The sequence below is a fragment of the Leisingera thetidis genome, from assembly GCF_025857195.1.
Lineage (GTDB): Bacteria > Pseudomonadota > Alphaproteobacteria > Rhodobacterales > Rhodobacteraceae > Leisingera > Leisingera thetidis.
This window is the reverse complement of record NZ_CP109788.1, coordinates 156,713-177,198: the sequence shown is the minus strand read 5'-3', so window position 1 is coordinate 177,198 and position 20,486 is coordinate 156,713. Positions and strand designations below refer to the sequence as shown.

Sequence of the window (20,486 nt, the reverse complement as noted above, 5' to 3'; positions counted from 1 at the left end):
CGGCCCCGGAACACGCCGGGACCAGCCAGGGGAGGTTACTTCCAGCGGGCCAGGAACAGCCGTTGCATGCCATCGTCCGGCTGGCTGAACTCCAGATCGTTCGAATAGAGGAAATTCATCGGGTATTCCTGGATCGGGACCCAATAGGCCTGCTCGGTTATGGTCTGGATTGCCTGCGAGAATTTCGCTTCACGCTCAGCCTGGTCGTAGGTCTGGTTGGTACTCAGCACGAGCTTGCTCAGCGCTTCGTCGCCGGTATAGACCTTGGGCGTTTTCAGATCGAACAGATCGGGAATGATCGCTCCGGCATCCGGGATCGAATAGGATCCCCAGGTGTCGTAGTAGAGGCTCAGCTTGCCGGCGTTGCGGTCCTTGGAGATGGATTTCACATAGCGCAGATTGGCCCGCACGCCGATCTTGGCCCAATACGCGATCACCGCCTCCTGCAGCGGCCGGTCGCGCGCCGCCCACAGATCGATCTCGAACCCGTCGGGGTATCCGGCCTCAGCCAGGAGCGCCTTTGCCTTGTCCGGGTCATAGCCATAACGGACCCTGCCCTGGTCGCAGCCGAATTGCAGGCTGTGGCAGGGGGTCCTGGCCACCTTGGCGCTGCCGCCGGTTATGCTGGCCACCAGCTCCTCGTGGTTCACCGCGTGGTTCAGCGCCTGGCGCACCCGCAGATCCCGCAGCGGCGTGGTCTCGTCGGCGCGGCCCGCCGCATCCAGCGACAGGTAGCCGACCCGCAGCGATGGCGCGGTCAGGAACTGCGCCCGGCCGGTGCCCGCCACATTCTCCGCCATCTCCGAGGAGATCCCGAAGGTCCAGTCCACTCCGCCCGACATCACTTCGGCCACCTGAGTGGCCTCGTCGGGGATGAACCGGATCACCAGCCTGGCGATGGACGCGTCCTTGGGGCTGCCGGCGCGGTAATTGTCATACAGGTCCAGCACCACCTTCTCACCGGGCAGAAATTCCGCCACCCGGTAGGGGCCGGTGCCCAAGTTCAGCGTCATCTGCGCATCCGGATCAGTGACGCCGTCAACCTCATACGAACCCGCCTTGCGGAGCTTCGAATAATAACTCAGATCATAGAGCACCATCGCGTTCGGCGCCTTCATGCGGAAGATCACGGTCTGCGGGTCCACCGCCTCGACGCTTTCCATCCACTGCGCAATGCGCTGGCCGAATTTGGTTTCCGCCTCAGGGCGCACGATGTGCTGGAAGGAATAGACCACATCTGCTGCGGTCAGCGGCGAGCCATCGTGAAAGGTGACATCGCTGCGCAGCTTCACGACCAGCGTGGTCTCATCAGTGAATTCATAGGAATCGGCCACCAGAGGCACCGGTTTTTTGACTGCGGGGTCGACGTAGAACAGCGCATCATCGATCAGCAGGCCCAGTATGTCGTTCTCGCGGGTGGTGGAATAAAGCCCGTCGGTGGTCGCAAGGCCGCGGGCAAAGGCCGCGGTGAGCGTGTTATCGGCCTTGCCTGCAAGCGCCGGCGGCGCGCCTGCGAGCACTGCGCCGATCATCCCGGCAGCCATTAGGGCAGATTTGAGTTTCACGGTGGGTCCTCCCTGGATGCAGCATGAAAACTGTTGCCGGGGATTTGGCGGCCAGGGGGGCATGGTGTCCAATACCAAGGTGGCCGAACGTTATGCCGAATCGGCATATCCTGACCTAACCTGATGTGACACATTGGTTCTATTCCGATCAGGAGGGGCCCTATGGAACTCAAATGGCTTCAGGATTTTGTCGCGCTGGCGACCTCGCGCAGCTTCAGCCGGGCCGCGGTAGAGCGCAACGTGACCCAGCCGGCCTATTCCCGCCGCATTCGCTCATTGGAGAATTGGATCGGAGTGCCGCTGTTCGACCGCAGCACCTACCCGGTGCAGCTGACGCCGGCCGGCGAGGAATTTCTGCCCCGCGCACGGACGATGATAACGGAGATCAACCTGACCCGGCGGGATCTGCGGCAGATACGTTCGGATTTTGATGCGTCGGTACGGGTCCTGGCGCTGCACACGCTCACTTTCAGCGTCTTGCCGCCAGTGATCACCGAGTTTGCGAAGCTGGACCCGAAAGGCGTAGTCACCGTATTGCCCTCGGTCCAGGCCGTCGAAGAGTATTTCGAAACGCTGGCCAGCGGCCTGGCGGATATTGTGGTCACCTATCAGACGCCGGGCCTGCAGCTCGGGGCTTCCGAGCTTGCGCAGTTCGAGCTGCGCGAGGTGGGGCGCGACGTGTTGCGGCCAGTGGCGGCGCCTGCGCTGGCAGCAGAGCTGGGCCCCGACTGGCTTGCCGCCAAGGCCCCCGTGGTGCCGTTCCTCAGCTACTCGGAATATTCCTTTTCTGACAAGCTGATCGCCCCGGTGCTGATCCGGCACCATGACAAGCTGCGCCCGGTGATGAAAAGCACCCTCGGCGAAGGTCTGCGCCAGGTTGCTCTGCTTGGCCGCGGTGTTGCCTGGCTGCCGGAAACCCTGATCCGCGGCGATCTGGAGGCCGGGCGGCTGGCAGTGCTGCCGGGCACAGACCTGGAGATCGGCCTTTCGATTGTCGCCTACCGCCTGCCCGTCGGCCGCAACCGCGGGGTCGAGCTGTTCTGGGATCTTCTGCCAGAGGCTGCGCGTGGTCAGGAATAGCGGGGACAGTGCAGGCACCAAGGGACAGCGCAAGCATCCGCTTCTGCGCTGGTCAGAACCGGCACCCGCGCTGCATCAGACCTGTACCTCTGCGGGCACAAACCCGCAAAAGACGAAATCCCGGATCGCGCGGGTCAGCACATCCAGCGTGTCGATCACCGGCACCGGACTGCCGGGCTCCCCGCGAAGCAGGGAAAACTCGGTGCAGTCCACCAGGCACAGGTCAGCGCCCGCCGCCGGGCTGGGCCCCGAACGCTTGACCGATTGGATGGCAGCCAGCAGCGCAGGTTCATCCTGCGGGTAAAGGCCATGCATCCCGTTGGCCGCCAGCGCGCGGTCAAACAGACCAATCTGCCGCAGCGCGGGGGAGCCCAGAACACCGCTCCGCGCGCCCTTTCCGTTCTTTTCCAGGGCAGCCTGAGCCGAAAGCGTCACCATGTTCAGCAGCGGCACCCGTGCTGCAGCTGCGATGTCCGGCGCATAGTGATGCGCGGTATTGCAAGGCATCGCCGGGCCATCACCCAGCCGGCCTTTTCGCCCCGGATCAGGGCATTTGAGCATTGGCTTGGCCAGGATATTCCGGACCGCAGCAGCAACCGGGTGCAGATCCGCAGCGGCTTGCACGAAAGCGAGCCGGAAATCCGGGCCTTGCCGCAGCGGCTGGACGAGTTGCAGCGCCTGATCCGCTTTGCCGGCGCCGCAGAGACAACGGTAACGGTCACGGCCCAGCATGCGCTGGCGCAGACCATGATGTGCGGCTGCATGAATTTGGTGCAGCAGGAGGCCGGGCCGGTGAATTTCCGGCAGCGCACGGCTGACCGGTCCGAGTGCATATCGGCCTTCGTGCGCGGCGATGCCGAGCTGATGCTCTGCTATAGTGCCCCCGATGACCCCCATCTGCCGTTTGACGAAAGCTATGCGCGCATGCATTGGGGCGATGAGGCGCTGATCCCGGTTGCGGGCAGCGCCGGAGCACTGGATCAAATTCCCAAAGACCGGCCGCTGATCAGCTACCCGGAGCAGAGCTATCTGGGTCAGCTGCTGGCCCGTGCCGAACGGGCAGGGCTGGTACGGCCGTGCGAAGGGCGGCCAATCTGCGATACCGAATTTTCGGCAGCGGCCTAAAACATGGTTCTGAACGGGCTGGGCATGGCTTGGCTGCCGATGAGCCTGATTCACGACGAAATCGCCGCCGGGCAACTTGAGGATCTCAGCTCCGCCTTGGGTCAAGTGCCTCTGGATATTGCCTTTTATGCCCCGCCAGGCAGCGCCTTTGATACGGATTTCGTGGTCCGGGCCGCAGCGCGTTTGAGCGCAAATTGACCTAGGCGGCCAGATTCCGCCCGGGGCCGCATTATGCCTGAACCCTTCCCGCTCCACGCATTATGCAAATTTTGCAATGCACTTCTTCTCTTTGCAACACGGTTGCGCAACCCGCCATGTTAAGGTCCGCGCCACGATCGGGAACGGCCTCCGACAATCTTCCGGAAGCCTCTTGGAACTGAAGTGGGAGGACGACATGACGTCGCGCAGGGAAACGACAGGTATAATCGCAAGCTGGACCAGCCTGTTGCTTTGGAAACAGATCGCCATTGCGCTGGTGCTGGGGGCCATGCTCGGCATTGCCCTGAACATGACCGGCAATGAAGCCATCGCGGCCACGATCAAACATGTCGGCACGCTGTTCATTTCAGCGATCAAGATGCTGATCGTGCCGCTGATCTTCGTGTCTCTGGTCTGCGGGATGACCTCGGTCAGTGACATGGCCCGCATCGGCCGGGTCGGCGTGAAGGCCATCCTGTTCTACTTGGGCACCACGGCCTTTGCGATCACCATCGGCCTGCTGCTCGGCACCATCCTGCAGCCCGGTGCCGGCACCGACCTTGCCACCGCCGCGGCGATGGAGGCGAAGGAGGCACCGCCCTTCATCAATACGCTGCTGGGCATCGTTCCGAACAATCCGGTTGCGGCAGCAGCCGACGGCAATGTGCTGCAGATCATCTTCTTTGCCATCGTGTTCGGTCTGGCGATCAATCTGGCGGGCAAGCCGGCCCAGCCGGTGCGCGATTTCTTTGAATCGCTGAACGCGGTGATCCTGAAGCTGACCGAAATCGTGATCTCCTTTGCTCCCTACGGCGTGTTTGCCCTGATCACCTGGGTTGCCGGCACCTACGGGCTGGACCTGCTGCTGCCGCTTGGCACCGTGATCTTTGCGCTTTACCTCGGCTGCGTCATTCATGCGCTGGTGGTTTATGGCGGCCTTGTGGCCGTGGTGGCCCGGCTGAACCCGGTGCGCTTCTTCCAGGGTGTGATCGAACCGCAGATCGTGGCCTTCACCAGCACCTCCAGCTCCGGCACCCTGCCGGTCACCATGACCGCGGTGGAGCGGAACCTGGGCGTCGACCGCTCGGTTTCCAGCTTCACCCTGCCTCTGGGCGCGACCATCAATATGGACGGCACCGCCATGTACCAGGGCGTCGCCGCGCTGTTTGTGGCGCAGGCCTTTGGTGTCGAGCTGGGCATGCAGCAGTATGTGACGATCATTCTGACCGCAACTCTGGCCTCAATCGGCACCGCTGGCGTGCCGGGGGCCGGGCTGGTGATGCTGTCGCTGGTGCTGACCTCGGTGGGTCTGCCGCTGGAAGGCGTGGCAATCATTGCGGGCATCGACCGGATCCTGGACATGGCGCGCACCGCGCTGAACGTGACCGGCGATGCCGCCTGCACGGTGCTGATCGCGAAATCGGAAGATCAGATCGACACCACCGCCTACGACACGCCGCATGTCATGAAGTCGCCGGAGCTGAAGGACGTCTGACAACCGGCGAACCGTGCACTACCGGGCCGGGCGCTGCAGCGTCCGGCCCTATCCTTTTTGCAACAGGCATGCGGCACAAAAATGCCCTCCGCATGATGCGGAGGGCATTTCAGGTTGCGGCTGGTGCCGGCAGCCGTTTCCGGTAGCGCTGCTTCATACCTCCCGCGAATGCGGCCCGTGTTCCGCAGCCTGCGCCAGGCTAGCGCATTTTGCCGCCAGCACCTGGGTGGGGTCGATGAGCTGCCCGATGGCTGCGCTGCCCGGTTCCGGCGCGATCAGCGGCAGCTCGGTGCATCCCAGGATCGCCGCCTCGGCGCCAGCGGCCTTCAGGTGCTCGATTGCCTTAACGATCTGTTCCCGGCACAGCCCGCTGATCCGGCCGGCCTTCACCCCCTGCGGGCCGTAAATCGCCTCCATGACCAGCGCCTGATGCGCCTCGTCCGGCACCACCGGCAGCAGACCGGCGGCCTCCAGCGCCTCCTGGTACAGCCCGCTTTGGATGGTGCCGCTGGTGGCAAGGATGCCGACCTTGCGGACTGCCGGGAAAGCGGCGCGGATGTGGTCGGCGGTCACCGTCAAAATGCTGACGATGGGAATGTCGAGATGCCGCTGAATCCGGTCGAGATAGGCATGCGCGGTATTGCAAGGGATGGCGATGATGTCGGCGCCGCCGCGCTCCAGCTTCTTGCAGGTCGAATAAAGCGCGATCGAAGGATCGGTGCCGCCGCCCAGCAAGTTCTCGGTGCGGTCGGGAATCTGCGGGTTCTGTTCGACCAGCACCTTGAGGTGGTCCTGATCGCGCCGCGCATCCGTGCCGGCCACGAGTTTCGACAGGAAGTCCACCGTCGCCGCCGGGCCGACACCGCCCACCACGCCAACCTTGAACGGCCGCCGGGCGGCCGCGCCGGTCAGCGCCAGCGCATGTTCGGCATAAAGCGTGGCCGTGTTCAGGACCGGGATGCCCGCCGCGCCGGTCAGCTGTTCGATCAGCAGCGGCAGCTCCGTCAATCCGGGCACCACCAGGTCCGCACCCATGCCGCTCAGTTCCTCCAGCGCGCGGATCACCGGTTCCGTCACCCTGGCATCGCGCCGCCCGGTCTTGAAGCCATCCGCGCCATAAACCGCCTCCAGCATTGCCGCCTCGGTGGCCCGCTGCGGGTATAGAACCTTTATTCCGCCATCGAAAAGCCCGTCAAACAGCCCGCTTTTGCGGACATAGGGCGAGGTCAGCACACCGATATTCCGCGGCGGCCGCGGCAGCGCCGCGACATGGTTGCGGATGGCATCGGTCATGCTGACCAGCCGCAGACCCAGCTCCTCGCGCAGCTCATTCAGGAAAGTATGCGTCACGAAGCAGGGCAGCAGTGCCGCGCCGCAGCCATTCCGCTCCATCCGGGCCAGCGTGTCATAGACGTAGAATTTGCGGTGGGCCGGCTGGTAGTCCGGATCCGCGGGAGAGACAGGTTCCCGCAGCGGACGCTGCTCGAACAGGATCTCGCGGTGGTCTCCTTCGGAGCGGACCGGCGTGACCTGCACCAGCCGGTTGAGAAGATCCGCCCCGGCCAGCGCCCCCAGGCCGCCGACAATGCCCAGTCTCAAAGATGCACGTGCGTCCATCGGTTACTCCCCTGCCAGGTTCTCCGCCGGAAGGTTCTCCATCACCTGGGCGGCCAGGGCCTCCGGCAGTGCGCCGCCCGCCGCTTGCCGCAGGCTGAAGCCATGCGCCTGGGCGAATTTCGCCAGCTTGGTCGCCGCCTCGTAGCCGATCACCGGCACCAGCGCCGTCACATGCACCAGGCTGCCTTCCAGAAGCGCGGCACAGCGCGCCTCATCCGCGATGATACCCTCAACGCAGCGGCTGCGCAGCACATCCATCGCCTGGGTCAGCGAGCCCATGGTCTCCATCACCTTGTGAATGATCACCGGCTCCATCGCATTCAGCTGGAACTGCCCGGCTTCGGCCGCCATGGTGACGGTCAAATCATTGCCGATCGCCTGGAAGCAGACCTGGTTCACCACTTCCGGGATCACCGGGTTGACCTTGCCCGGCATGATCGAAGAACCGGCCTGAACCGCAGGCAGGATGATCTCGCCCAGCCCCGCCCGCGGCCCCGAGGCCATAAGGCGCAGGTCGTTGCAGATCTTGGAGAGCTTGATGGCAATCCGCTTGAGCGTGCTGGAAAACATGACGAACGCCCCCAGATCCGAAGACGCCTCGATCAGGTCCGCAGCCGACACAAGCGGCTCGCCCGAAATCTCCCGCAAATGGGTGACGGCAAGCTCGCGGAATGCCTCGGGCGCATTGATGCCGGTGCCGATGGCTGTGCCGCCCAGGTTTACTTCGGTCAGCAGCGCCGACAGGTCCGCCAGCCGCTGGATATCTTCGTTGATGGTGTTCGCAAAGCCGCGGAATTCGGCGCCCAGCGGCATCGGCACCGCGTCCTGCAGCTGCGTCCGCCCGACTTTCATGATCCCGGTGAATTCCTCCCCCTTGGCATGAAACGCCGAGACAAGCTGCTGCATCGCTTCGATCAGCGGCACGGTGCGCGCAAGCACCGCCAGGCGGATCGCCGTCGGGTAGACATCATTGGTGGACTGCGACCGGTTGACGTGGTCGTTCGGGTGCAGTTCCGCGTAATCGCCATAACGGTGCCCGAGCTTGAGAAGCCCGAGGTTTGCAATGACTTCATTGGCATTCATGTTGGTCGAGGTCCCTGCCCCGCCCTGCATCACATCGACTGCGAACTGGTCATGATGCCGCCCGGCAATGATCTCGTCACAGACAGCAACGATGGCATCGGCACGGGCCGCAGAAAGCACGCCAAGTCCGCTGTTGGCCAAGGCACAGGCTTTCTTGACCATCGCCAGCGCCGCAATCAGTTCCGGGTACTGGCTGATCGGAACGCCAGTAATCGGGAAGTTGTCGATGGCGCGCTGGGTCTGCACGCTCCAGGCGGCCAAAGCCGGGATTTCGACGGCGCCAAGGCTGTCGGTTTCGGTGCGGAATGCTGCTGTCTGGTTCATCGGAAGATCCGGTTATTGAGGGGGGCTGAAAGAAACAGGTATGGTTGCCGTACTGCGGCGGGGTGGCGGCCAAGACACCGGGCGGACCCGGGGAAAGCGTCTTTTGGGTGCGGAGCCGCGATATGGCTGCCGTCATTTCAAGTTTTTTTGCATTTTCGCCAGTCGCATGTCCGGATTCAGGCAACGGCCGCCCGGCGCTTTGGTCCGGTGCGGCGCCTTCCGGCGACCAGCAGGTTCGCCGCAAATCTGCGGCAGCCCGGCGGGCGCGGCTATAACAAACTTCGCAATGGCATTGCAAAGTTTGCATCATGCAAATTTCGGATCATGATATACCCTGCCGGCACAAGGGAGGCATTCGATGGAAATTGACTGGCTTGAGGACTTTTTGACACTGGCTTCTGCACAGGTTTTTGCCCGGGCGGCCGATGCGCGCAACGTCAGTCAATCGGCGTTCACCCGCAGGATCAAGAATCTGGAATACTGGGTTGGCACGCCGCTGTTCGACCGCAGCGTGCACCCCGTTGTCCTGACCCCGGCGGGCGAAGCTTTCAAACAGACGGCGCTGGACACCGTAAAGGCCTTGGAACTGGCGCGCGAAGAGGCAATGGGACTTGCGCAGAGGTATGGGGAAGTAATTGATTTCGTTGCGCTTCATACGCTTTCCATTTCCTACTTCCCGGCTTGGATTGCTGGCATTTCACGATCTCTGGGCGTCTTGAAAACCCGAGTTGTCGCCGAAAATTTCTCAGGCTGCGTCGAGGCTGTGCTCGCAGGAAACGCGGATTTCATGCTGTGCTACCATCACCCCGGCGTTCCGACGATCACCGATGACGCCCGCTACCCGTCCATCATCATTGCCGAAGACAGGCTGATCGCCGTCTCTGCCGTCAATGCGGACGGGTGTCCCAAGTTTCAGCTGTCAGGACAGGGGGAGGTTCCCTTGCTGACATATTCGCCGGACACTTTTCTGGGCCGGCTGACGCAGCTGTCGATTGAGCGCGGCGGCCTGAAGAACCAGTTCGAGCTGATCTACCAGAACTCTGTCGCCGAGGCGCTGAAGACGGCCTGCGCCGAAGGGCTTGGCGTCGCCTGGCTGCCGTATCTCACGGTCCAGAACGACCTTGCCAAGGGCACTCTGGCCAGAGTTAGCACCGAGGCCAGCGAAACCATGATGAAGATCAAACTGTACCGCTCCATCGAACGCAGCCGTTCGGCAGTCGAACGGCTTTGGACCTTCGCCAACGGCCAATCCCAAAGCTGACCCGCCCGCAACAAGAAAGAGGCCCCTAAGGAAAATCCCTCTGAGGCTGCCGCAAGGACTGTTTGCAGAGTTATCCGCCAAGTTGCCGAGTGCAGGCCGCGCAAGCCCGTTTGCCCGGGATCAGGTAGCGGCTGCTGCGGGCGTCTCGATCGGTTTGACATAGCTGCGGAAATTGCCGGTGATCGCAACACGCGGCCCGCCCCGCAAGCGATGAACCAGATCGAAAACGCCTTGCAGCCCTGGCATTGCGCCGGGCTGCAAAAGGATATCCGGAACAGTGCCATTCACACCATTGGCCCGCCTAAGCCCGGGCTTCTCACCGCGACCGTGGTCACGATTTCATCAAGATGCCGCTCCTCGCACGGTGCAGGCCGGCATCGCCATCCGTAACCGCCAGCGCAACTATGGTCCTGAATCGACTTGGCGATTCAGGACCGGCTTTCCCGGCGGGGCACTGCGCAGACGCAAGCCTCGCTCAGCAGGCGGCGGTGATGATGATCTCCACCTTCAGATCCGGGCTGGCAATTCGGGATTCGCCGCAGGCGCGGGCCGGGGCGTGGCCGGCCGGCACCCAGGCATCCCAGACCGCATTCATCTCGGCAAAATCATTCATGTCGGCCAGCCAGACAATTGCGTGCAGAATGCGGTCGGGCGAAGAACCCGCCTTGTCCAGCAGCGCCTCGATGCGGGACAGGCAGTCGCGGGTCTGCTCGGCCACGGTGCTGCCGGAACCGACCTGGCCGCAAAGATAGGCCACGCCGTTGTGTTTCACGATCTTGCTCATGCGGGTGCCGGTGTCGATCCGCTCGATCATTTCTGTCTCCTAGTCTTCGGCGGGCGTGTCTTGCGCACCGGCAAGCTCGCCCAGGGTCACGGGTTTGATTGGCGGCCGGATGCGGTAATAGCCGGTCTCATCCTTGCTCCGGCCATTGGCGCTGGCCAGAAGGCCGGTCACGGTCAAGCCGCAGTACCGGCCCTGGCAGGGACCCATGCCGGCCCGGCCAAAAGCCTTGGCCTGGTTGGGGCCCTGGCAGCCCAGCCTGGCAAAACTGCGGATGTCGCCGGCGGTCACTTCCTCGCAGCGGCAGATGATGGTCGCGTCGTCCGGCGCCAGCGCCTCGGCATAGGGCGGATAGGCCGCATCCAGGAACGGGCGCACCGCAGTTTCCCGCGCCTTCTGCCGCAGCAGCGGCGCTGCCAGGCGGTCGCGCTCCTGCACGGTCAGCCGGCCCAGTTCCTCAGCCGCTTTCAGCGCCGCGATCCGGCCCGAGTATTCCGCCGCTCTGGCACCGCCGATCCCGGCACCGTCGCCGGCGGTGAAGACCCCCTCGCGGCCGGTGCGGCCCCAGGCATCTGCCACCGGCGCGAAGCACTGCTGCGCCTGCGACCACAGGTGCGGCACCTGCATCGAACGCGCCGCCTGCTGGTTAGGCACCACACCGTGATGCAGCAGCACGGTCCCGCAAGCGATCCGGTGGCCGCGGCCGCCGCTTTCAAAGGCCACTGCTTCGGCGCGGTCTTCGCCCTCCACCGCAATCGCGGTGGCGCCGGTATAGCGCGGCACCCCGGCGCGCCTGATTTCGGCCATCAACTTCAGGCCCTTGGCCAGGTAGCGCCAACCGCGCAGGGCGCCGCCCAGATGGCGGCCGGCCCTGATCATGTCGGCACGGGTCTGGGTTTCCACCAGCGCCAGCGGCGGCGTGCCCGCGCGCACCATCTGCGCCGCGATCAGATACAGCAGCGGGCCGCTGCCTGCCAGCACCGCCTGCCTGGGCAGCACGCCGGATTGCTTCAGCAGGATCTGCGCCGCTCCCGCGGTCATCACTCCCGGCAGGGTCCAGCCGGGAACCGGCATCGGCCGCTCCAGCGCGCCGGTGGCCAGAATCACCCGGTCCGCCGCGACCCGGGCGGCGCGCCCCTCGCGGGTATAGGAGACCTGAAAGCCCTGCTCGATCATCCAGACCACCGCCCCCGGGACATGCTCGATGCCCGGGCTGCGCAGCCTGGCCGTCAGCGCTGCACCATGCAAATAATCCGCCCCCAGGATGCTGCCGCGCAGGCCCGCCGCCCGGTCCACATCGCGGTAGATTTGCCCGCCGGGGCGGGGCTGCTCGTCCAGCAGGACGGTCCGCAGCCCGGCCCCGGCCGCCTCGCTGGCCGCAGCCATGCCCGCCGGGCCGGCACCAATGACGATCAGATCAGCCTTCTGCATGGGCCGCCTCCGCTTCATGCGGGCGCGCGATGCGCATCCCGTCTTTCACCTCGAGCATGCAGGCCTGCTGAACCCTGCCGCCGGTTTCCACCAGGCAGTCGTAGCATGCGCCCATCATGCAGAACGGCGCCCGCGGCGCGCCCGAGACGGGTGTATGGCGGAACGTCCGCACCCCCGCTGCAAGCAGCGCCGCCGCCAGGTTGGCGCCGTCCGGCAGCTCCAGCGGCTGGCCGTCGAACCAGACCCGCACCCGCGGTGCGGCCTCCAGCTCAAGAAACGGTGAATCGGTCTTCACTGAACACCTCCAAGTCAGGGGCGGCGCCGGTGCCTTCCAGCCAGTCCGGCAGGAACAGCGCATGCGCCGCGGCCAGAGTGATGCCGCTGTGGCAGGTGACCAGATAGGCCCCCGGCAGCTCGGTGCTTTGCTGGTAGATCGGCAGCCCGTCGGGCGACAGGATCCTCAGCGCCCCCCAGCTGCGCACCAGCTGCGCCCGGGCCAGCGCCGGGTAGGCCCTGACCGCCTCAGCGGCGAGGCCGGACAGGCCGGTGCTGGTGACCCGGTCATCCAGGCCGGTCTCTTCGTTGGTGGCGCCGATCTGAATGCCGCCCTCGTCAACCTGCCGCGCGATCAGCGACGGCCGGTTTATCATCCTGGGCAGCTTCTCGGTGATCAGCACCTGGCCGCGCTGCGGCCGCACCGGCGCCTTGAAGCCCAGCCTCGGGCCCAGCTCCATCGCGCCAAGCCCGGCCGACAGCACCACCTTTTCCGCGGTTGCGGCAGTGCCGTCGCTGCAGCGCACCTCAAAAGCACCGCCTGAGTGCACCGCACCGGTGACCGTCTTGCCGTTCAGTACCCGGCCGCCCATCCGCCGCACATCCGCCGCCAGCGCCAGCAGCAGCCGCAGCGGGTTGGCGTGGCCGTCCTGATGGTGCAGGATCGCACCCGCAACCCCGGGGCCGATGTGCGGCTCCTCCCTGCGGAGCGCGGCGCGGTCCAGCACCTCATAGGGGTAGTTGCCGCCAAGGGCCTGCTTCAGCACCTCGTATTTGGCAACCGTCTCGTGCAGGGTCTGCTCGGAGAAATGCAGATCGTAACCGCCGTTCTGCTGCAGCGGCACCGTGCGGCCGGTGCCCTCGGCAAGCTCGGCCGCAAACCCGGCCCAGGCCGCAGCGGACTGCTGGCTCCAGCTGGCATAGCGCGGCTGCTTCATGCCCTTGGACTGTACCCAAACCAGGCCGAAGTTGCCGCGGCTGGCGCGGAAGGCTCCGTCGTCCCCATCCAGGACGACCACCCGTTTGCCGCGCCGCAACAGGCCCCATGCGACGGACAGGCCGACAACACCGCCGCCTATCACTGCATAGTCAGCTTCCATTCCGACGTTTCCCCTGAATTCTTGCCAGTGCCGCGGGGCGGCGTCCTGCCGCCCCGCGCAGTGTGCTGCGCTTACTTGCCGATCTGGTCCAGGATGCCCTGGCCCCATTCAGCGCCGATATCCTCCAGGATGACCGGCCAGACATCGGCGCGGACCTTCTCGGCCATTGCCGCCAGTTCATCATCGCTGAGGTCGACAACCTTGGTGCCAAGGTCGTCGGCCAGCTTCTTCTCCCAATGCGCCTGATCGGCTTCGGCCACGCCCCAGCGCTGCGTTTCGAACTGGACGGCAGCGGCTTTCAGCGCCTCCTGATCCTCGGCATCCAGTTCCGCCAGCGAGCTGTTGGAAATGATCATGTACCAGATCTCGAAATGCGTGTTGGCCGGCACGTAGACCTTGGTCACGTCGCGGAACGAGGCATAATAGCCCTCAGCGCCCGAACCGATCACGCCGTCGACGACACCGGTCTGAATCGCGGTGAAGGCTTCGGAGAACGGGATCGGCGACGGAATGTACCCAAGCGCTTCGCCGGTCAGCTGAAAGCTCTTGACGCCGGGCACGCGCACCTTGATGCCCTGGGCCTCCGGCGCATCGACATTCAGCGACACGCCGCCGAAATAGACCGGGTAGGCCGCCAGCATGGTGATGTCCTGCTTGGCATAAAGTTCCTGCATCACGTCACGGACCGCGCCGCCGGGACCGTAGATCGCCTGCGCCTCGGCCCAGGTGCTGGCCAGGAACGGGAAAGCGCTGATCTGCATGCGGCGGTCCGCTGCGGTCGCCGCAGGCTGGGTCCCCATGTCGATCGCGCCGACGCTGATGCGCTCCTGCACGGTGGTGTAGTCGCCCAGCGAGGACGCCGGGAAGATCGAGATCTTGACGTCGCCGCCGGTGGTCTCAGCCACCTGGTCGGCAAAGGCATGCAGTTCCTTGTCGATGGTGGTGTCCTGCGGGCGCACGTGGCTCATTTTCAGGTCAGCGGCCGAAACCGTGCCGGCCATGGCCATCAGGGCTGCGGCCGCGGCGCCGGAAAGAAAGTGCTTCATCTGGGTTCTCCTCCGTTGGATGAAAGGGGTGGGATCGGGGTCAGTAGCCGAACAGGCGCGGCAAAAACAGCGACAGATCGGGCCACAGCGAGGTCAGGAAGACCACCGGAACGTAGCAGGTCACGATCAGCAGCATGGCATGGGGGATCACCTTGGTGACCTTCACATTGCCGATGCGCGCGCCCAGGTACAGGATCGAGGCATAAGGCGGGGTGACCCCGCCCATCGCGGTGTTCACGCCCATGATCGCGGCGAACTGGACCGGAGTGACCCCGATGGCCTGCATCAGCGGCAGCAAGAGCGGCGCGATCAGGATGATGGCGGTGACGTCGTTCACCACCATGCCGACCAGGAACAGCAGGATATTGATGAAGATCAGCAGCAGCACCTTGTTTTCGGTCACTTCGAAAATGGCGCCGACCATCTGCTGCGGGATGCCCTCATAGACGAACATCTGGCTCAGGATCATCGAAAACAGCACCATCACCATGATCGCGCCCACCGCGGTCGAGGCTTCCTTGCCGGCCAGCAGAAAGCTTTGCCAGTTCAGGCCCTTGTAGATGAAGAAACCAACGGGAAGCGCATAGATCACTGACAGGGCAGCGGCTTCCGTCGGGGTCATGATGCCACCGTAGATGCCGCCGAGGATGATCACCGGCATCAGCAGCGCCGGGGTCGCGCTGAAGCCTTCCCGCGCCACCTTGCCGGTGAATTCCGAAAAGCTCGGCGCATCGTCCAGCACCAGGTCGAACTTGCGGCTGAGCCAGAGGTTCATCGCCGAGAAGTTGAACATGATCAGCAGCCCCGGCCCGAGGGTCGCCAGGAAGCAGGCAAGGATCGAGGTGTCCGTCACCCAGCCGTAGACGATCATGGTGACCGACGGCGGGATCAGCAGGCCAAGGATCGACGAGTTGGCGATCAGGGCGGTCGCGTATTCCCGCGGATAGCCGCGCTTTTCCATCTCGGGGATCAGCAGCGGGCCGATTGCGGCAATGCCGGTCAGGCCCGAGCCGGAAATCGCTCCGATGACCGCGCAGCTGACGGCCGCAACGACGCCCAATCCGCCCCGCACATGGCCGATGAAGGCATTGACGAAATTCAGCAGTGACGCGGCGATACCGCTGACGGACATGATTGTGCCGGCCAGCACAAACAGCGGGATGGCAAGCAGCACCGGGTTGCCAAGCTGCTGCGAGCCCCAGAGCATCATGCCCTTCATGGTCACGCCGCCGAGGAAATACATGATCATCAGCGCCGAACCGAAGCAGTAGGGCAGCGGCACCCCCAGCGTCAGGGTGATGACAAGCACCGCAATGGCAAGAAGGGCGATCTCGATCATTTTGTTGCACCTCCGGTGCGCAGGTCATTGATGTGGCGCACAAGATGCAGCGCGGTGTAGATCATCATCAGCACCATCCCGCCCAGGATCGCCACTTCGGAATAGAACGTCGGAAGGTACAGGGTCGGGGTCTCTTTCCAGACGCGGATGGCGTACAGGGTGTAATCCCACGCCCAGGTGGTCAGCCAAATGCCGACAACCAGGCTGATGATTTCGCCCACGATCGCCAGGATGGTGTGGCCGCGCGGTGTATTGATGGCGATTTCCAGAACATTGGCGCGGATATGGGTATCCTCGCGCGAGGCGTTCACGGCGCCCAGGATGTAAAGCCAGACCGTGGGATAGAGCATGACTTCCTCCAGCCCCATCAGCGGCACCTGCAGCAGGTAGCGCGTGACGATCTGGACGAACTGGGCCAGGGCGACCATGCAGATCAAACCCGTCAGCAGGTATTTCGTAAACTTGTCCATTCAACCTCCGTCCCAGCATTCCCTTCTGCTAGACCCGGTGCATATGGCTGGACAATTGCCATAATATCAATTTCATTATTCCTCTAACTTCATAAATTCAGTGAATACCCCACATGAATCTCTCCATCCGTCAAATCGTTACCTTCCGCGAAGTCATGCGCAGCGGCTCCATTTCCCAGGCCTCCCGCACCGTCGGGCGCACACAGCCTGCTGTCAGCACCATGATCGCGACGCTGGAATCCGAGCTGGGGTTCAGTCTTTTCCTGCGCAGACAGGGCAAGCTGATTCCGACCCCCGAAGCATATTTTTTCCTCGAGGAGTGCGACGCTGTCCTGGAACGGTTCGAGCGTATCGAGAACACCGTGGGCCGGATCCGCGCGCACCAGGCCGGCAGGCTCAGCATCGCCTGCCATCCGGCCGCATCCAGCTTCTTCCTGCCGCGGGTGCTCACCGCATTCATGGAAGGCAAGGAAGATCTTGAAATCGCGCTGACCATGCGGTCTTCCGATGTCATCGAAGACCTCATTGCCTCACAGCAGTTCGACATCGGCTTTGCCGAAACGCCGAATCCGCGGCCGTCGGTCACCCAGCGGGATTTCGATCTGGAATGTGTTTGCGTGCTTCCGGCCAGTGATCCGCTGGCGGCGGCCCCGGCGCTCAGCCCGGCGGATCTGGCCGGCCGGCCGATGGCGCTGCTGTTCAAGGAACACCCGCTGACACGGCAGACAGAGCAGGTCTTTCAGCAGGCCGGATGCCGGATCCGCAAACGGCTGGAACTGCGCACCTGGGCACCAGGGCTGCAGTTTGTCGCTGACGGCATATGCTATATGATCTGCGACATGATCACCGCCTACAGCTGCCTGCAGCAGCCCCAGACCCGCAATCCGCTGGCCATCCGACGTTTCGAGCCGCGGATGAGTTCCTGCATCTCGATCCTGACGCCCGGCTACGCCACCCGGTCACTGGTCTCCCATGCCTTTACCGACCGGCTCTGCTCAGCGATCGACGAGATGCAGGACGAGATGGAAGAGGTCCTTTCAAATGGCAACGGCAACTGAACAGGTCCCGCTGGCCACGGATCTGCCCCCGCCTGCCTCCGGTGCAGGCCGCTGAAAGCGATGCACGCTCTGCCCGCCAGTGCGGCAAGGTCCTGCCGGAATTTATCATCTGCAGCTTCCATCCCGAAAGTGTCGTCCGCAATGAGCTGAAAGAACCGCATGTTCTGTAAAAAGGAAGCCGGAGAGCGCAGCCTTGCCCAAATCTGATGGTGCACCCTCCCGGCAAACCGCGGACCGGGGATCAATGATCCGGCGGAATGATCTCCATGCCGTATTTGGGGGCAAGTTCCAGCATTTTCCCGATCTGCGACGGATCGATGGCTGGCGGATTGTCTGCTGAGAAGGTGCCAGGTTCCTGGCTGACTTCAGCGAAGAACTCCTCCAGCCCCGCGGGCGCGGCAAGGATCAGCATGCGCGCAGCCGTTGTTCCGGTGTTCTTGAACTGGTGGACCGATCCTTTTGGCAGCAGGATCACCGTCCCCGCACCTGCGGCAGACGTCTCTCCGCCAGCCACAATCTCCAGCTCGCCGTCGAGAATGTAGAAAGTTTCATCCTCGCGGGAATGCCGGTGCGGTGGCGGTCCGCCTCCTGGCGGCACAATGGCTTCTAGAAGGGCAAAAGACCCGCCGGTTTCCGCTCCGCTGATCTTTATCGTGTAGATGTCGCCGGCCACGCCGGTCATTCTGCCGTCGCCGGGTTTGCGAATGAGTGCAGTCATCGTTCCTCTCCGTGTTTTGAGTTTCGGCATGGATCATGGCTGTGTGAAGAAACCGGTCAGCTGGCAGGCCAGCTGCGCCGGTTGCTCTTCGGGTATCCAGTGACCGCTGCGTTCCACGACGGCGGTCGCTACCTGGCCGGCCAAAGGCTCCATGAACTTGCCGACGTGCTCGCCCAGGCTGTGATCGCCCCCTATGCCCAGCACCGGCAAGGGCAGCTTGTTCCGGGCGTTTTCCTGATTGTTGAGGGCATCGGCCGGAAAGGCCCGGTAGTGCTCAAAACTGGCCCGCAAAGCGCCGGGCGCGCTCATCCGGTCCGCGTATTCATCGAGGTCATCGCCAGTGACGGCGTATGGGTCATAGGCAAGATGCCTGATGAAGTGCGACAGAAACTGTTTCTCCCGCCCGGCGATGAGCGTTTCCGCGGCGCCGGGGGCATTGAAGAAGCCGAAATGCCAGAGGTGCGGGTACTTTGCAGTGTCCTGGTAGGCTTCCAGCCCCAATCCGGGAAGACCTGCTTCCAAAACGGCAGGCCGCCGGACTTCGGCCGGGAAAGCGGCAGCGTATTCGTAGGCAACCCTCATGCCGATATCATGTCCCGCCAGGTGGATTTCGCGGAAGCCGAGGCAATGCACCAGTTCGCGGATATCCGGTGCAACGGTGCGTTTGTCATACCCGCTTGCGGGTTTGTCCGAGTCGCCAAAGCCCCACATGTCCGGAGCAATCACGGTAAACCGCGACGCGAGTTCCGGGATCAGATGGCGCCATTCGCGCCAGCTTTGCGGCCATCCGTGCAGAAAGACCAGCGGATCTCCCGATCCTGCAATCACGTAATGCAGGCGCACGCCGTTCACCACGGCCGTTGCGTGCGGCAGGTTGACTTGCTGTGTCATGGTTCTTTTCCCGATTGCTGCCGGCCTAAGCGGCCAGCTTGTTGCCCCTGAACATTCCGCCCTTGAACACCGGGGCGGCTTCGTCCGTGCTGAAGAGGATCAGCCCGGCATCCTCCCCGGACAGGATTGCCGCGCCGCCACTGATGAGACAGTGGCCATCAAACTCAATTGAGCCGTCAAAGACATACAGCATTCGGGTCAGCCCGGTGCTGCAGGGCGTCGGCAGCTGGCAGCCGGTGCCATGGGACTGCTTGCGGTCTCTGGGGATGAACATGTGCGGTTTACAGGGCATTTCAGGCACTCCGATTTGGTCCGCGGCCAGGACGCACCGGCCACGGCGTGCTTTGGTTTGCATTGCGGTTGCGGCAGTGCGCGCTGCGCTATCGCGGGCGTCAGCTGTTTAAGGCTTCCACCATCACCTGAACGCGCTGCTTTCCTTCAGGCGCTGACCAGCTGCCGACCGGTTCAGCAATGACCTGGTTCGTGCTGCTGAGCGTCACGCCGCCTTTTTCCATCCGGCGCAGCGCCATGTCGTCGCCCATCTTGGAAGGCGACCCGCCGGCATCCGCGATGACCCACCCCATCGTGCCGACCTGATGATCGACCAGAAGCATTGCGGCATTCTCGCCGGTAAAGCGCTCGAAGGACATCACAGGTCTCCTGTTGGTGTGCCACCCGAACTTAGCCCTCGCCATAGGTGGCATAAAGGTGTTCAAGTGGGAACCAGTATTCCAAAAATGGCGCAATATGGGTAATCATCTGAATGATATGGTGCTTTTCGTGGAAGTGGTGAAAGCCCGCAGTTTCCGGGGCGCCGCCAAGGCTGCTGGTGTCCCCAACTCGACGCTTTCCCGGCGCATCACGGCACTGGAAACCGCCATCGGCCTGCGACTGCTCCACCGCACCACACGCCGCGTCGAGCCCACGGAAGCCGGGCAGCTCTATTTTGACAGATGCAAACGGATCGTCGAAGAAGCCCGGGTAGCACATGAAGAACTGGGCGAGATGGTGACTCAGCCATCCGGAACGCTGCACCTTTCCCTGCCGGTGGATTTTGCAATTGTGTGGCTGGGGCCCCTGTTCCCCAAATTTGCCGCGAAATATCCGGGCATCGATTTTGATCTCGATTTGACCCCGCGGAACGTTGACCTGATTTCCGAGCCCTACGATCTCGCGATCAGGATGGCCGCACCGCAGGCCGACGGGCTGATATCCCGCGTGATTGGCCGCGTCCGCTTCAAGCTTTATGCTTCCCCCGGGTACCTAGCGGCAAACGGCAGTCCTGCCCACCCTGCTGATCTGTCTCAGCATAATTGCCTGACAATGCCCAATCTGAAGACCTGGCAGCTGCATTCAGACAGCGGCTCGGCTGATGCGCAGGTCCAGGGGCGGTTTACGGTCAACAGCGTGGGACTTTTACGCAACCTTGCGGTCCAGGGCATGGGTATACTCTTCATGTCTGAACACGTGGTCGCGGAAGATCTCGCCGCCGGCCGCATCAAACGGGTCTTACCCGGCTGGCAGGGCGTGTCCCGGCCGATCCATGTCGTCACGGAATCCAAGCTGCTGCCCGCGAAAACTCAGCGGTTCATCGAGTTTCTTCAAGAGGAGCTGGCCCTGAACGAATAGCA

Annotated in this window: 21 protein-coding genes and 1 pseudogene; 7 read left to right on the top strand and 15 right to left on the bottom strand. The window is 63.5% G+C overall.

Translation table 11 applies throughout. The features are described 5' to 3' along the window. Positions 1 to 35: 35 nt before the first annotated feature. Positions 36 to 1,565 (bottom strand): ABC transporter substrate-binding protein, encoded by a 1,530-nt coding sequence (locus OKQ63_RS21915; RefSeq protein ID WP_264214259.1) that lies wholly within the window; start codon positions 1,563 to 1,565, stop codon positions 36 to 38. Positions 1,566 to 1,727: 162 nt separating this feature from the next. Between OKQ63_RS21915 and OKQ63_RS21910 the strand changes: the two genes are divergently transcribed. Beyond that, positions 1,728 to 2,645 (top strand): LysR family transcriptional regulator, encoded by a 918-nt coding sequence (locus OKQ63_RS21910; RefSeq protein ID WP_264214258.1) that lies wholly within the window; start codon positions 1,728 to 1,730, stop codon positions 2,643 to 2,645. Between the two features lie 75 nt (positions 2,646 to 2,720). On the opposite strand, the gene OKQ63_RS21905 is transcribed toward OKQ63_RS21910, so the two are convergent. Continuing rightward, complete coding sequence (locus tag OKQ63_RS21905; RefSeq protein ID WP_264214257.1) at positions 2,721 to 3,152, bottom strand: aspartate/glutamate racemase family protein; 432 nt, start codon at positions 3,150 to 3,152, stop codon at positions 2,721 to 2,723. On the opposite strand from OKQ63_RS21905, the gene OKQ63_RS21900 reads away from it, so the two are divergent. From OKQ63_RS21900 to OKQ63_RS21890, 3 genes are all read left to right on the top strand, one after another. Beyond that, positions 3,132 to 3,770: a LysR family protein gene (locus OKQ63_RS21900; protein ID WP_264214256.1), complete on the top strand. Its 639-nt coding sequence runs from the start codon at positions 3,132 to 3,134 to the stop codon at positions 3,768 to 3,770. The two genes, OKQ63_RS21905 and OKQ63_RS21900, sit on opposite strands and share 21 nt — an antisense overlap. 3 nt (positions 3,771 to 3,773) lie before the next feature. Continuing rightward, positions 3,774 to 3,968 carry a hypothetical protein gene (locus OKQ63_RS21895; protein WP_264214255.1) on the top strand — a complete coding sequence of 65 codons (195 nt, stop codon included), beginning with the start codon at positions 3,774 to 3,776 and terminating at the stop codon, positions 3,966 to 3,968. A gap of 196 nt (positions 3,969 to 4,164) precedes the next feature. Continuing rightward, on the top strand, positions 4,165 to 5,463 hold the full coding sequence (locus OKQ63_RS21890; RefSeq protein ID WP_264214267.1) for a dicarboxylate/amino acid:cation symporter: 1,299 nt from the start codon (positions 4,165 to 4,167) through the stop codon (positions 5,461 to 5,463). 153 nt (positions 5,464 to 5,616) lie between these two features. On the opposite strand, the gene cuyB is transcribed toward OKQ63_RS21890, so the two are convergent. Continuing rightward, positions 5,617 to 7,080, bottom strand: coding sequence for a cysteate racemase (gene cuyB, locus OKQ63_RS21885; protein WP_264214254.1), 1,464 nt, complete (start codon positions 7,078 to 7,080; stop codon positions 5,617 to 5,619). 3 nt (positions 7,081 to 7,083) lie between these two features. Next, on the bottom strand, positions 7,084 to 8,487 hold the full coding sequence (locus tag OKQ63_RS21880) for an aspartate ammonia-lyase (protein ID WP_264214253.1): 1,404 nt from the start codon (positions 8,485 to 8,487) through the stop codon (positions 7,084 to 7,086). 358 nt (positions 8,488 to 8,845) lie between these two features. On the opposite strand from OKQ63_RS21880, the gene OKQ63_RS21875 reads away from it, so the two are divergent. Continuing rightward, positions 8,846 to 9,748 (top strand): LysR family transcriptional regulator, encoded by a 903-nt coding sequence (locus OKQ63_RS21875; protein ID WP_264214252.1) that lies wholly within the window; start codon positions 8,846 to 8,848, stop codon positions 9,746 to 9,748. Positions 9,749 to 10,223: 475 nt separating this feature from the next. Here OKQ63_RS21875 and OKQ63_RS21870 read toward each other — a convergent pair whose 3' ends face one another. From OKQ63_RS21870 to OKQ63_RS21840, 7 genes are all read right to left on the bottom strand, one after another. Further along, positions 10,224 to 10,562, bottom strand: coding sequence for a RidA family protein (locus OKQ63_RS21870; RefSeq protein ID WP_264214251.1), 339 nt, complete (start codon positions 10,560 to 10,562; stop codon positions 10,224 to 10,226). A 9-nt stretch (positions 10,563 to 10,571) separates the two neighbouring features. Further along, positions 10,572 to 11,960 carry an FAD/NAD(P)-dependent oxidoreductase gene (locus tag OKQ63_RS21865; protein ID WP_264214250.1) on the bottom strand — a complete coding sequence of 463 codons (1,389 nt, stop codon included), beginning with the start codon at positions 11,958 to 11,960 and terminating at the stop codon, positions 10,572 to 10,574. Continuing rightward, on the bottom strand, positions 11,947 to 12,255 hold the full coding sequence (locus OKQ63_RS21860) for a (2Fe-2S)-binding protein (protein ID WP_264214249.1): 309 nt from the start codon (positions 12,253 to 12,255) through the stop codon (positions 11,947 to 11,949). The genes OKQ63_RS21865 and OKQ63_RS21860 overlap by 14 nt, the downstream gene beginning before the upstream one ends. After that, the gene (locus tag OKQ63_RS21855) at positions 12,230 to 13,333 is read right to left on the bottom strand and encodes an NAD(P)/FAD-dependent oxidoreductase (protein ID WP_264214248.1); all 1,104 of its coding nucleotides are present in this window, start codon (positions 13,331 to 13,333) and stop codon (positions 12,230 to 12,232) included. Before OKQ63_RS21855 ends, OKQ63_RS21860 begins: the two co-directional genes overlap by 26 nt. Positions 13,334 to 13,404: 71 nt before the next feature. Next, positions 13,405 to 14,379 carry a TRAP transporter substrate-binding protein DctP gene (gene dctP, locus OKQ63_RS21850; protein WP_264214247.1) on the bottom strand — a complete coding sequence of 325 codons (975 nt, stop codon included), beginning with the start codon at positions 14,377 to 14,379 and terminating at the stop codon, positions 13,405 to 13,407. Between the two features lie 40 nt (positions 14,380 to 14,419). Then, positions 14,420 to 15,718 (bottom strand): TRAP transporter large permease, encoded by a 1,299-nt coding sequence (locus OKQ63_RS21845; RefSeq protein WP_264214246.1) that lies wholly within the window; start codon positions 15,716 to 15,718, stop codon positions 14,420 to 14,422. Then, positions 15,715 to 16,188, bottom strand: a complete 474-nt coding sequence (locus OKQ63_RS21840) for a TRAP transporter small permease (protein WP_264214245.1) — start codon at positions 16,186 to 16,188, stop codon at positions 15,715 to 15,717. The genes OKQ63_RS21845 and OKQ63_RS21840 overlap by 4 nt, the downstream gene beginning before the upstream one ends. 113 nt (positions 16,189 to 16,301) lie before the next feature. Here OKQ63_RS21840 and OKQ63_RS21835 point away from each other — a divergent pair, with 113 nt between their 5' ends. After that, the gene (locus tag OKQ63_RS21835; protein ID WP_264214244.1) at positions 16,302 to 17,246 is read left to right on the top strand and encodes a LysR family transcriptional regulator; all 945 of its coding nucleotides are present in this window, start codon (positions 16,302 to 16,304) and stop codon (positions 17,244 to 17,246) included. A gap of 241 nt (positions 17,247 to 17,487) precedes the next feature. Here OKQ63_RS21835 and OKQ63_RS21830 read toward each other — a convergent pair whose 3' ends face one another. The 4 genes and pseudogenes from OKQ63_RS21830 to OKQ63_RS21815 all read right to left on the bottom strand — a co-directional run. Continuing rightward, on the bottom strand, positions 17,488 to 17,964 hold the full coding sequence (locus tag OKQ63_RS21830; protein ID WP_264214243.1) for a cupin domain-containing protein: 477 nt from the start codon (positions 17,962 to 17,964) through the stop codon (positions 17,488 to 17,490). A 33-nt stretch (positions 17,965 to 17,997) separates the two neighbouring features. Then, on the bottom strand, positions 17,998 to 18,855 hold the full coding sequence (locus OKQ63_RS21825) for an alpha/beta fold hydrolase (protein ID WP_264214242.1): 858 nt from the start codon (positions 18,853 to 18,855) through the stop codon (positions 17,998 to 18,000). Between the two features lie 25 nt (positions 18,856 to 18,880). Next, entirely contained in the window at positions 18,881 to 19,147 is a 267-nt protein-coding gene (locus OKQ63_RS21820; protein ID WP_264214241.1) for a pirin family protein, read from the bottom strand. A 100-nt stretch (positions 19,148 to 19,247) separates the two neighbouring features. Next, positions 19,248 to 19,430: pseudogene (locus tag OKQ63_RS21815) on the bottom strand (hypothetical protein); the annotation flags it as partial. Between the two features lie 172 nt (positions 19,431 to 19,602). Here OKQ63_RS21815 and OKQ63_RS21810 point away from each other — a divergent pair. Beyond that, on the top strand, positions 19,603 to 20,484 hold the full coding sequence (locus tag OKQ63_RS21810; protein WP_264214266.1) for a LysR family transcriptional regulator: 882 nt from the start codon (positions 19,603 to 19,605) through the stop codon (positions 20,482 to 20,484). Positions 20,485 to 20,486: the final 2 nt, after the last annotated feature.

What these genes read in the sequence shown, in the direction of transcription:
- OKQ63_RS21810 (WP_264214266.1), top strand. Translation starts at nt 19,603, where the DNA reads ATGGGTAATCATCTGAATGATATGGTGCTTTTCGTGGAAGTGGTGAAA.
- OKQ63_RS21880 (WP_264214253.1), bottom strand. Translation starts at nt 8,487, where the DNA reads ATGAACCAGACAGCAGCATTCCGCACCGAAACCGACAGCCTTGGCGCC.
- OKQ63_RS21845 (WP_264214246.1), bottom strand. Translation starts at nt 15,718, where the DNA reads ATGATCGAGATCGCCCTTCTTGCCATTGCGGTGCTTGTCATCACCCTG.
- OKQ63_RS21895 (WP_264214255.1), top strand. Translation starts at nt 3,774, where the DNA reads ATGGTTCTGAACGGGCTGGGCATGGCTTGGCTGCCGATGAGCCTGATT.
- OKQ63_RS21870 (WP_264214251.1), bottom strand. Translation starts at nt 10,562, where the DNA reads ATGATCGAGCGGATCGACACCGGCACCCGCATGAGCAAGATCGTGAAA.
- OKQ63_RS21835 (WP_264214244.1), top strand. Translation starts at nt 16,302, where the DNA reads ATGAATCTCTCCATCCGTCAAATCGTTACCTTCCGCGAAGTCATGCGC.
- cuyB (WP_264214254.1), bottom strand. Translation starts at nt 7,080, where the DNA reads ATGGACGCACGTGCATCTTTGAGACTGGGCATTGTCGGCGGCCTGGGG.
- OKQ63_RS21825 (WP_264214242.1), bottom strand. Translation starts at nt 18,855, where the DNA reads ATGACACAGCAAGTCAACCTGCCGCACGCAACGGCCGTGGTGAACGGC.
- OKQ63_RS21900 (WP_264214256.1), top strand. Translation starts at nt 3,132, where the DNA reads ATGCGCGGTATTGCAAGGCATCGCCGGGCCATCACCCAGCCGGCCTTT.
- OKQ63_RS21830 (WP_264214243.1), bottom strand. Translation starts at nt 17,964, where the DNA reads ATGACTGCACTCATTCGCAAACCCGGCGACGGCAGAATGACCGGCGTG.
- OKQ63_RS21905 (WP_264214257.1), bottom strand. Translation starts at nt 3,152, where the DNA reads ATGCCTTGCAATACCGCGCATCACTATGCGCCGGACATCGCAGCTGCA.
- OKQ63_RS21890 (WP_264214267.1), top strand. Translation starts at nt 4,165, where the DNA reads ATGACGTCGCGCAGGGAAACGACAGGTATAATCGCAAGCTGGACCAGC.
- OKQ63_RS21840 (WP_264214245.1), bottom strand. Translation starts at nt 16,188, where the DNA reads ATGGACAAGTTTACGAAATACCTGCTGACGGGTTTGATCTGCATGGTC.
- OKQ63_RS21875 (WP_264214252.1), top strand. Translation starts at nt 8,846, where the DNA reads ATGGAAATTGACTGGCTTGAGGACTTTTTGACACTGGCTTCTGCACAG.
- OKQ63_RS21910 (WP_264214258.1), top strand. Translation starts at nt 1,728, where the DNA reads ATGGAACTCAAATGGCTTCAGGATTTTGTCGCGCTGGCGACCTCGCGC.
- dctP (WP_264214247.1), bottom strand. Translation starts at nt 14,379, where the DNA reads ATGAAGCACTTTCTTTCCGGCGCCGCGGCCGCAGCCCTGATGGCCATG.
- OKQ63_RS21865 (WP_264214250.1), bottom strand. Translation starts at nt 11,960, where the DNA reads ATGCAGAAGGCTGATCTGATCGTCATTGGTGCCGGCCCGGCGGGCATG.
- OKQ63_RS21855 (WP_264214248.1), bottom strand. Translation starts at nt 13,333, where the DNA reads ATGGAAGCTGACTATGCAGTGATAGGCGGCGGTGTTGTCGGCCTGTCC.
- OKQ63_RS21820 (WP_264214241.1), bottom strand. Translation starts at nt 19,147, where the DNA reads ATGCCCTGTAAACCGCACATGTTCATCCCCAGAGACCGCAAGCAGTCC.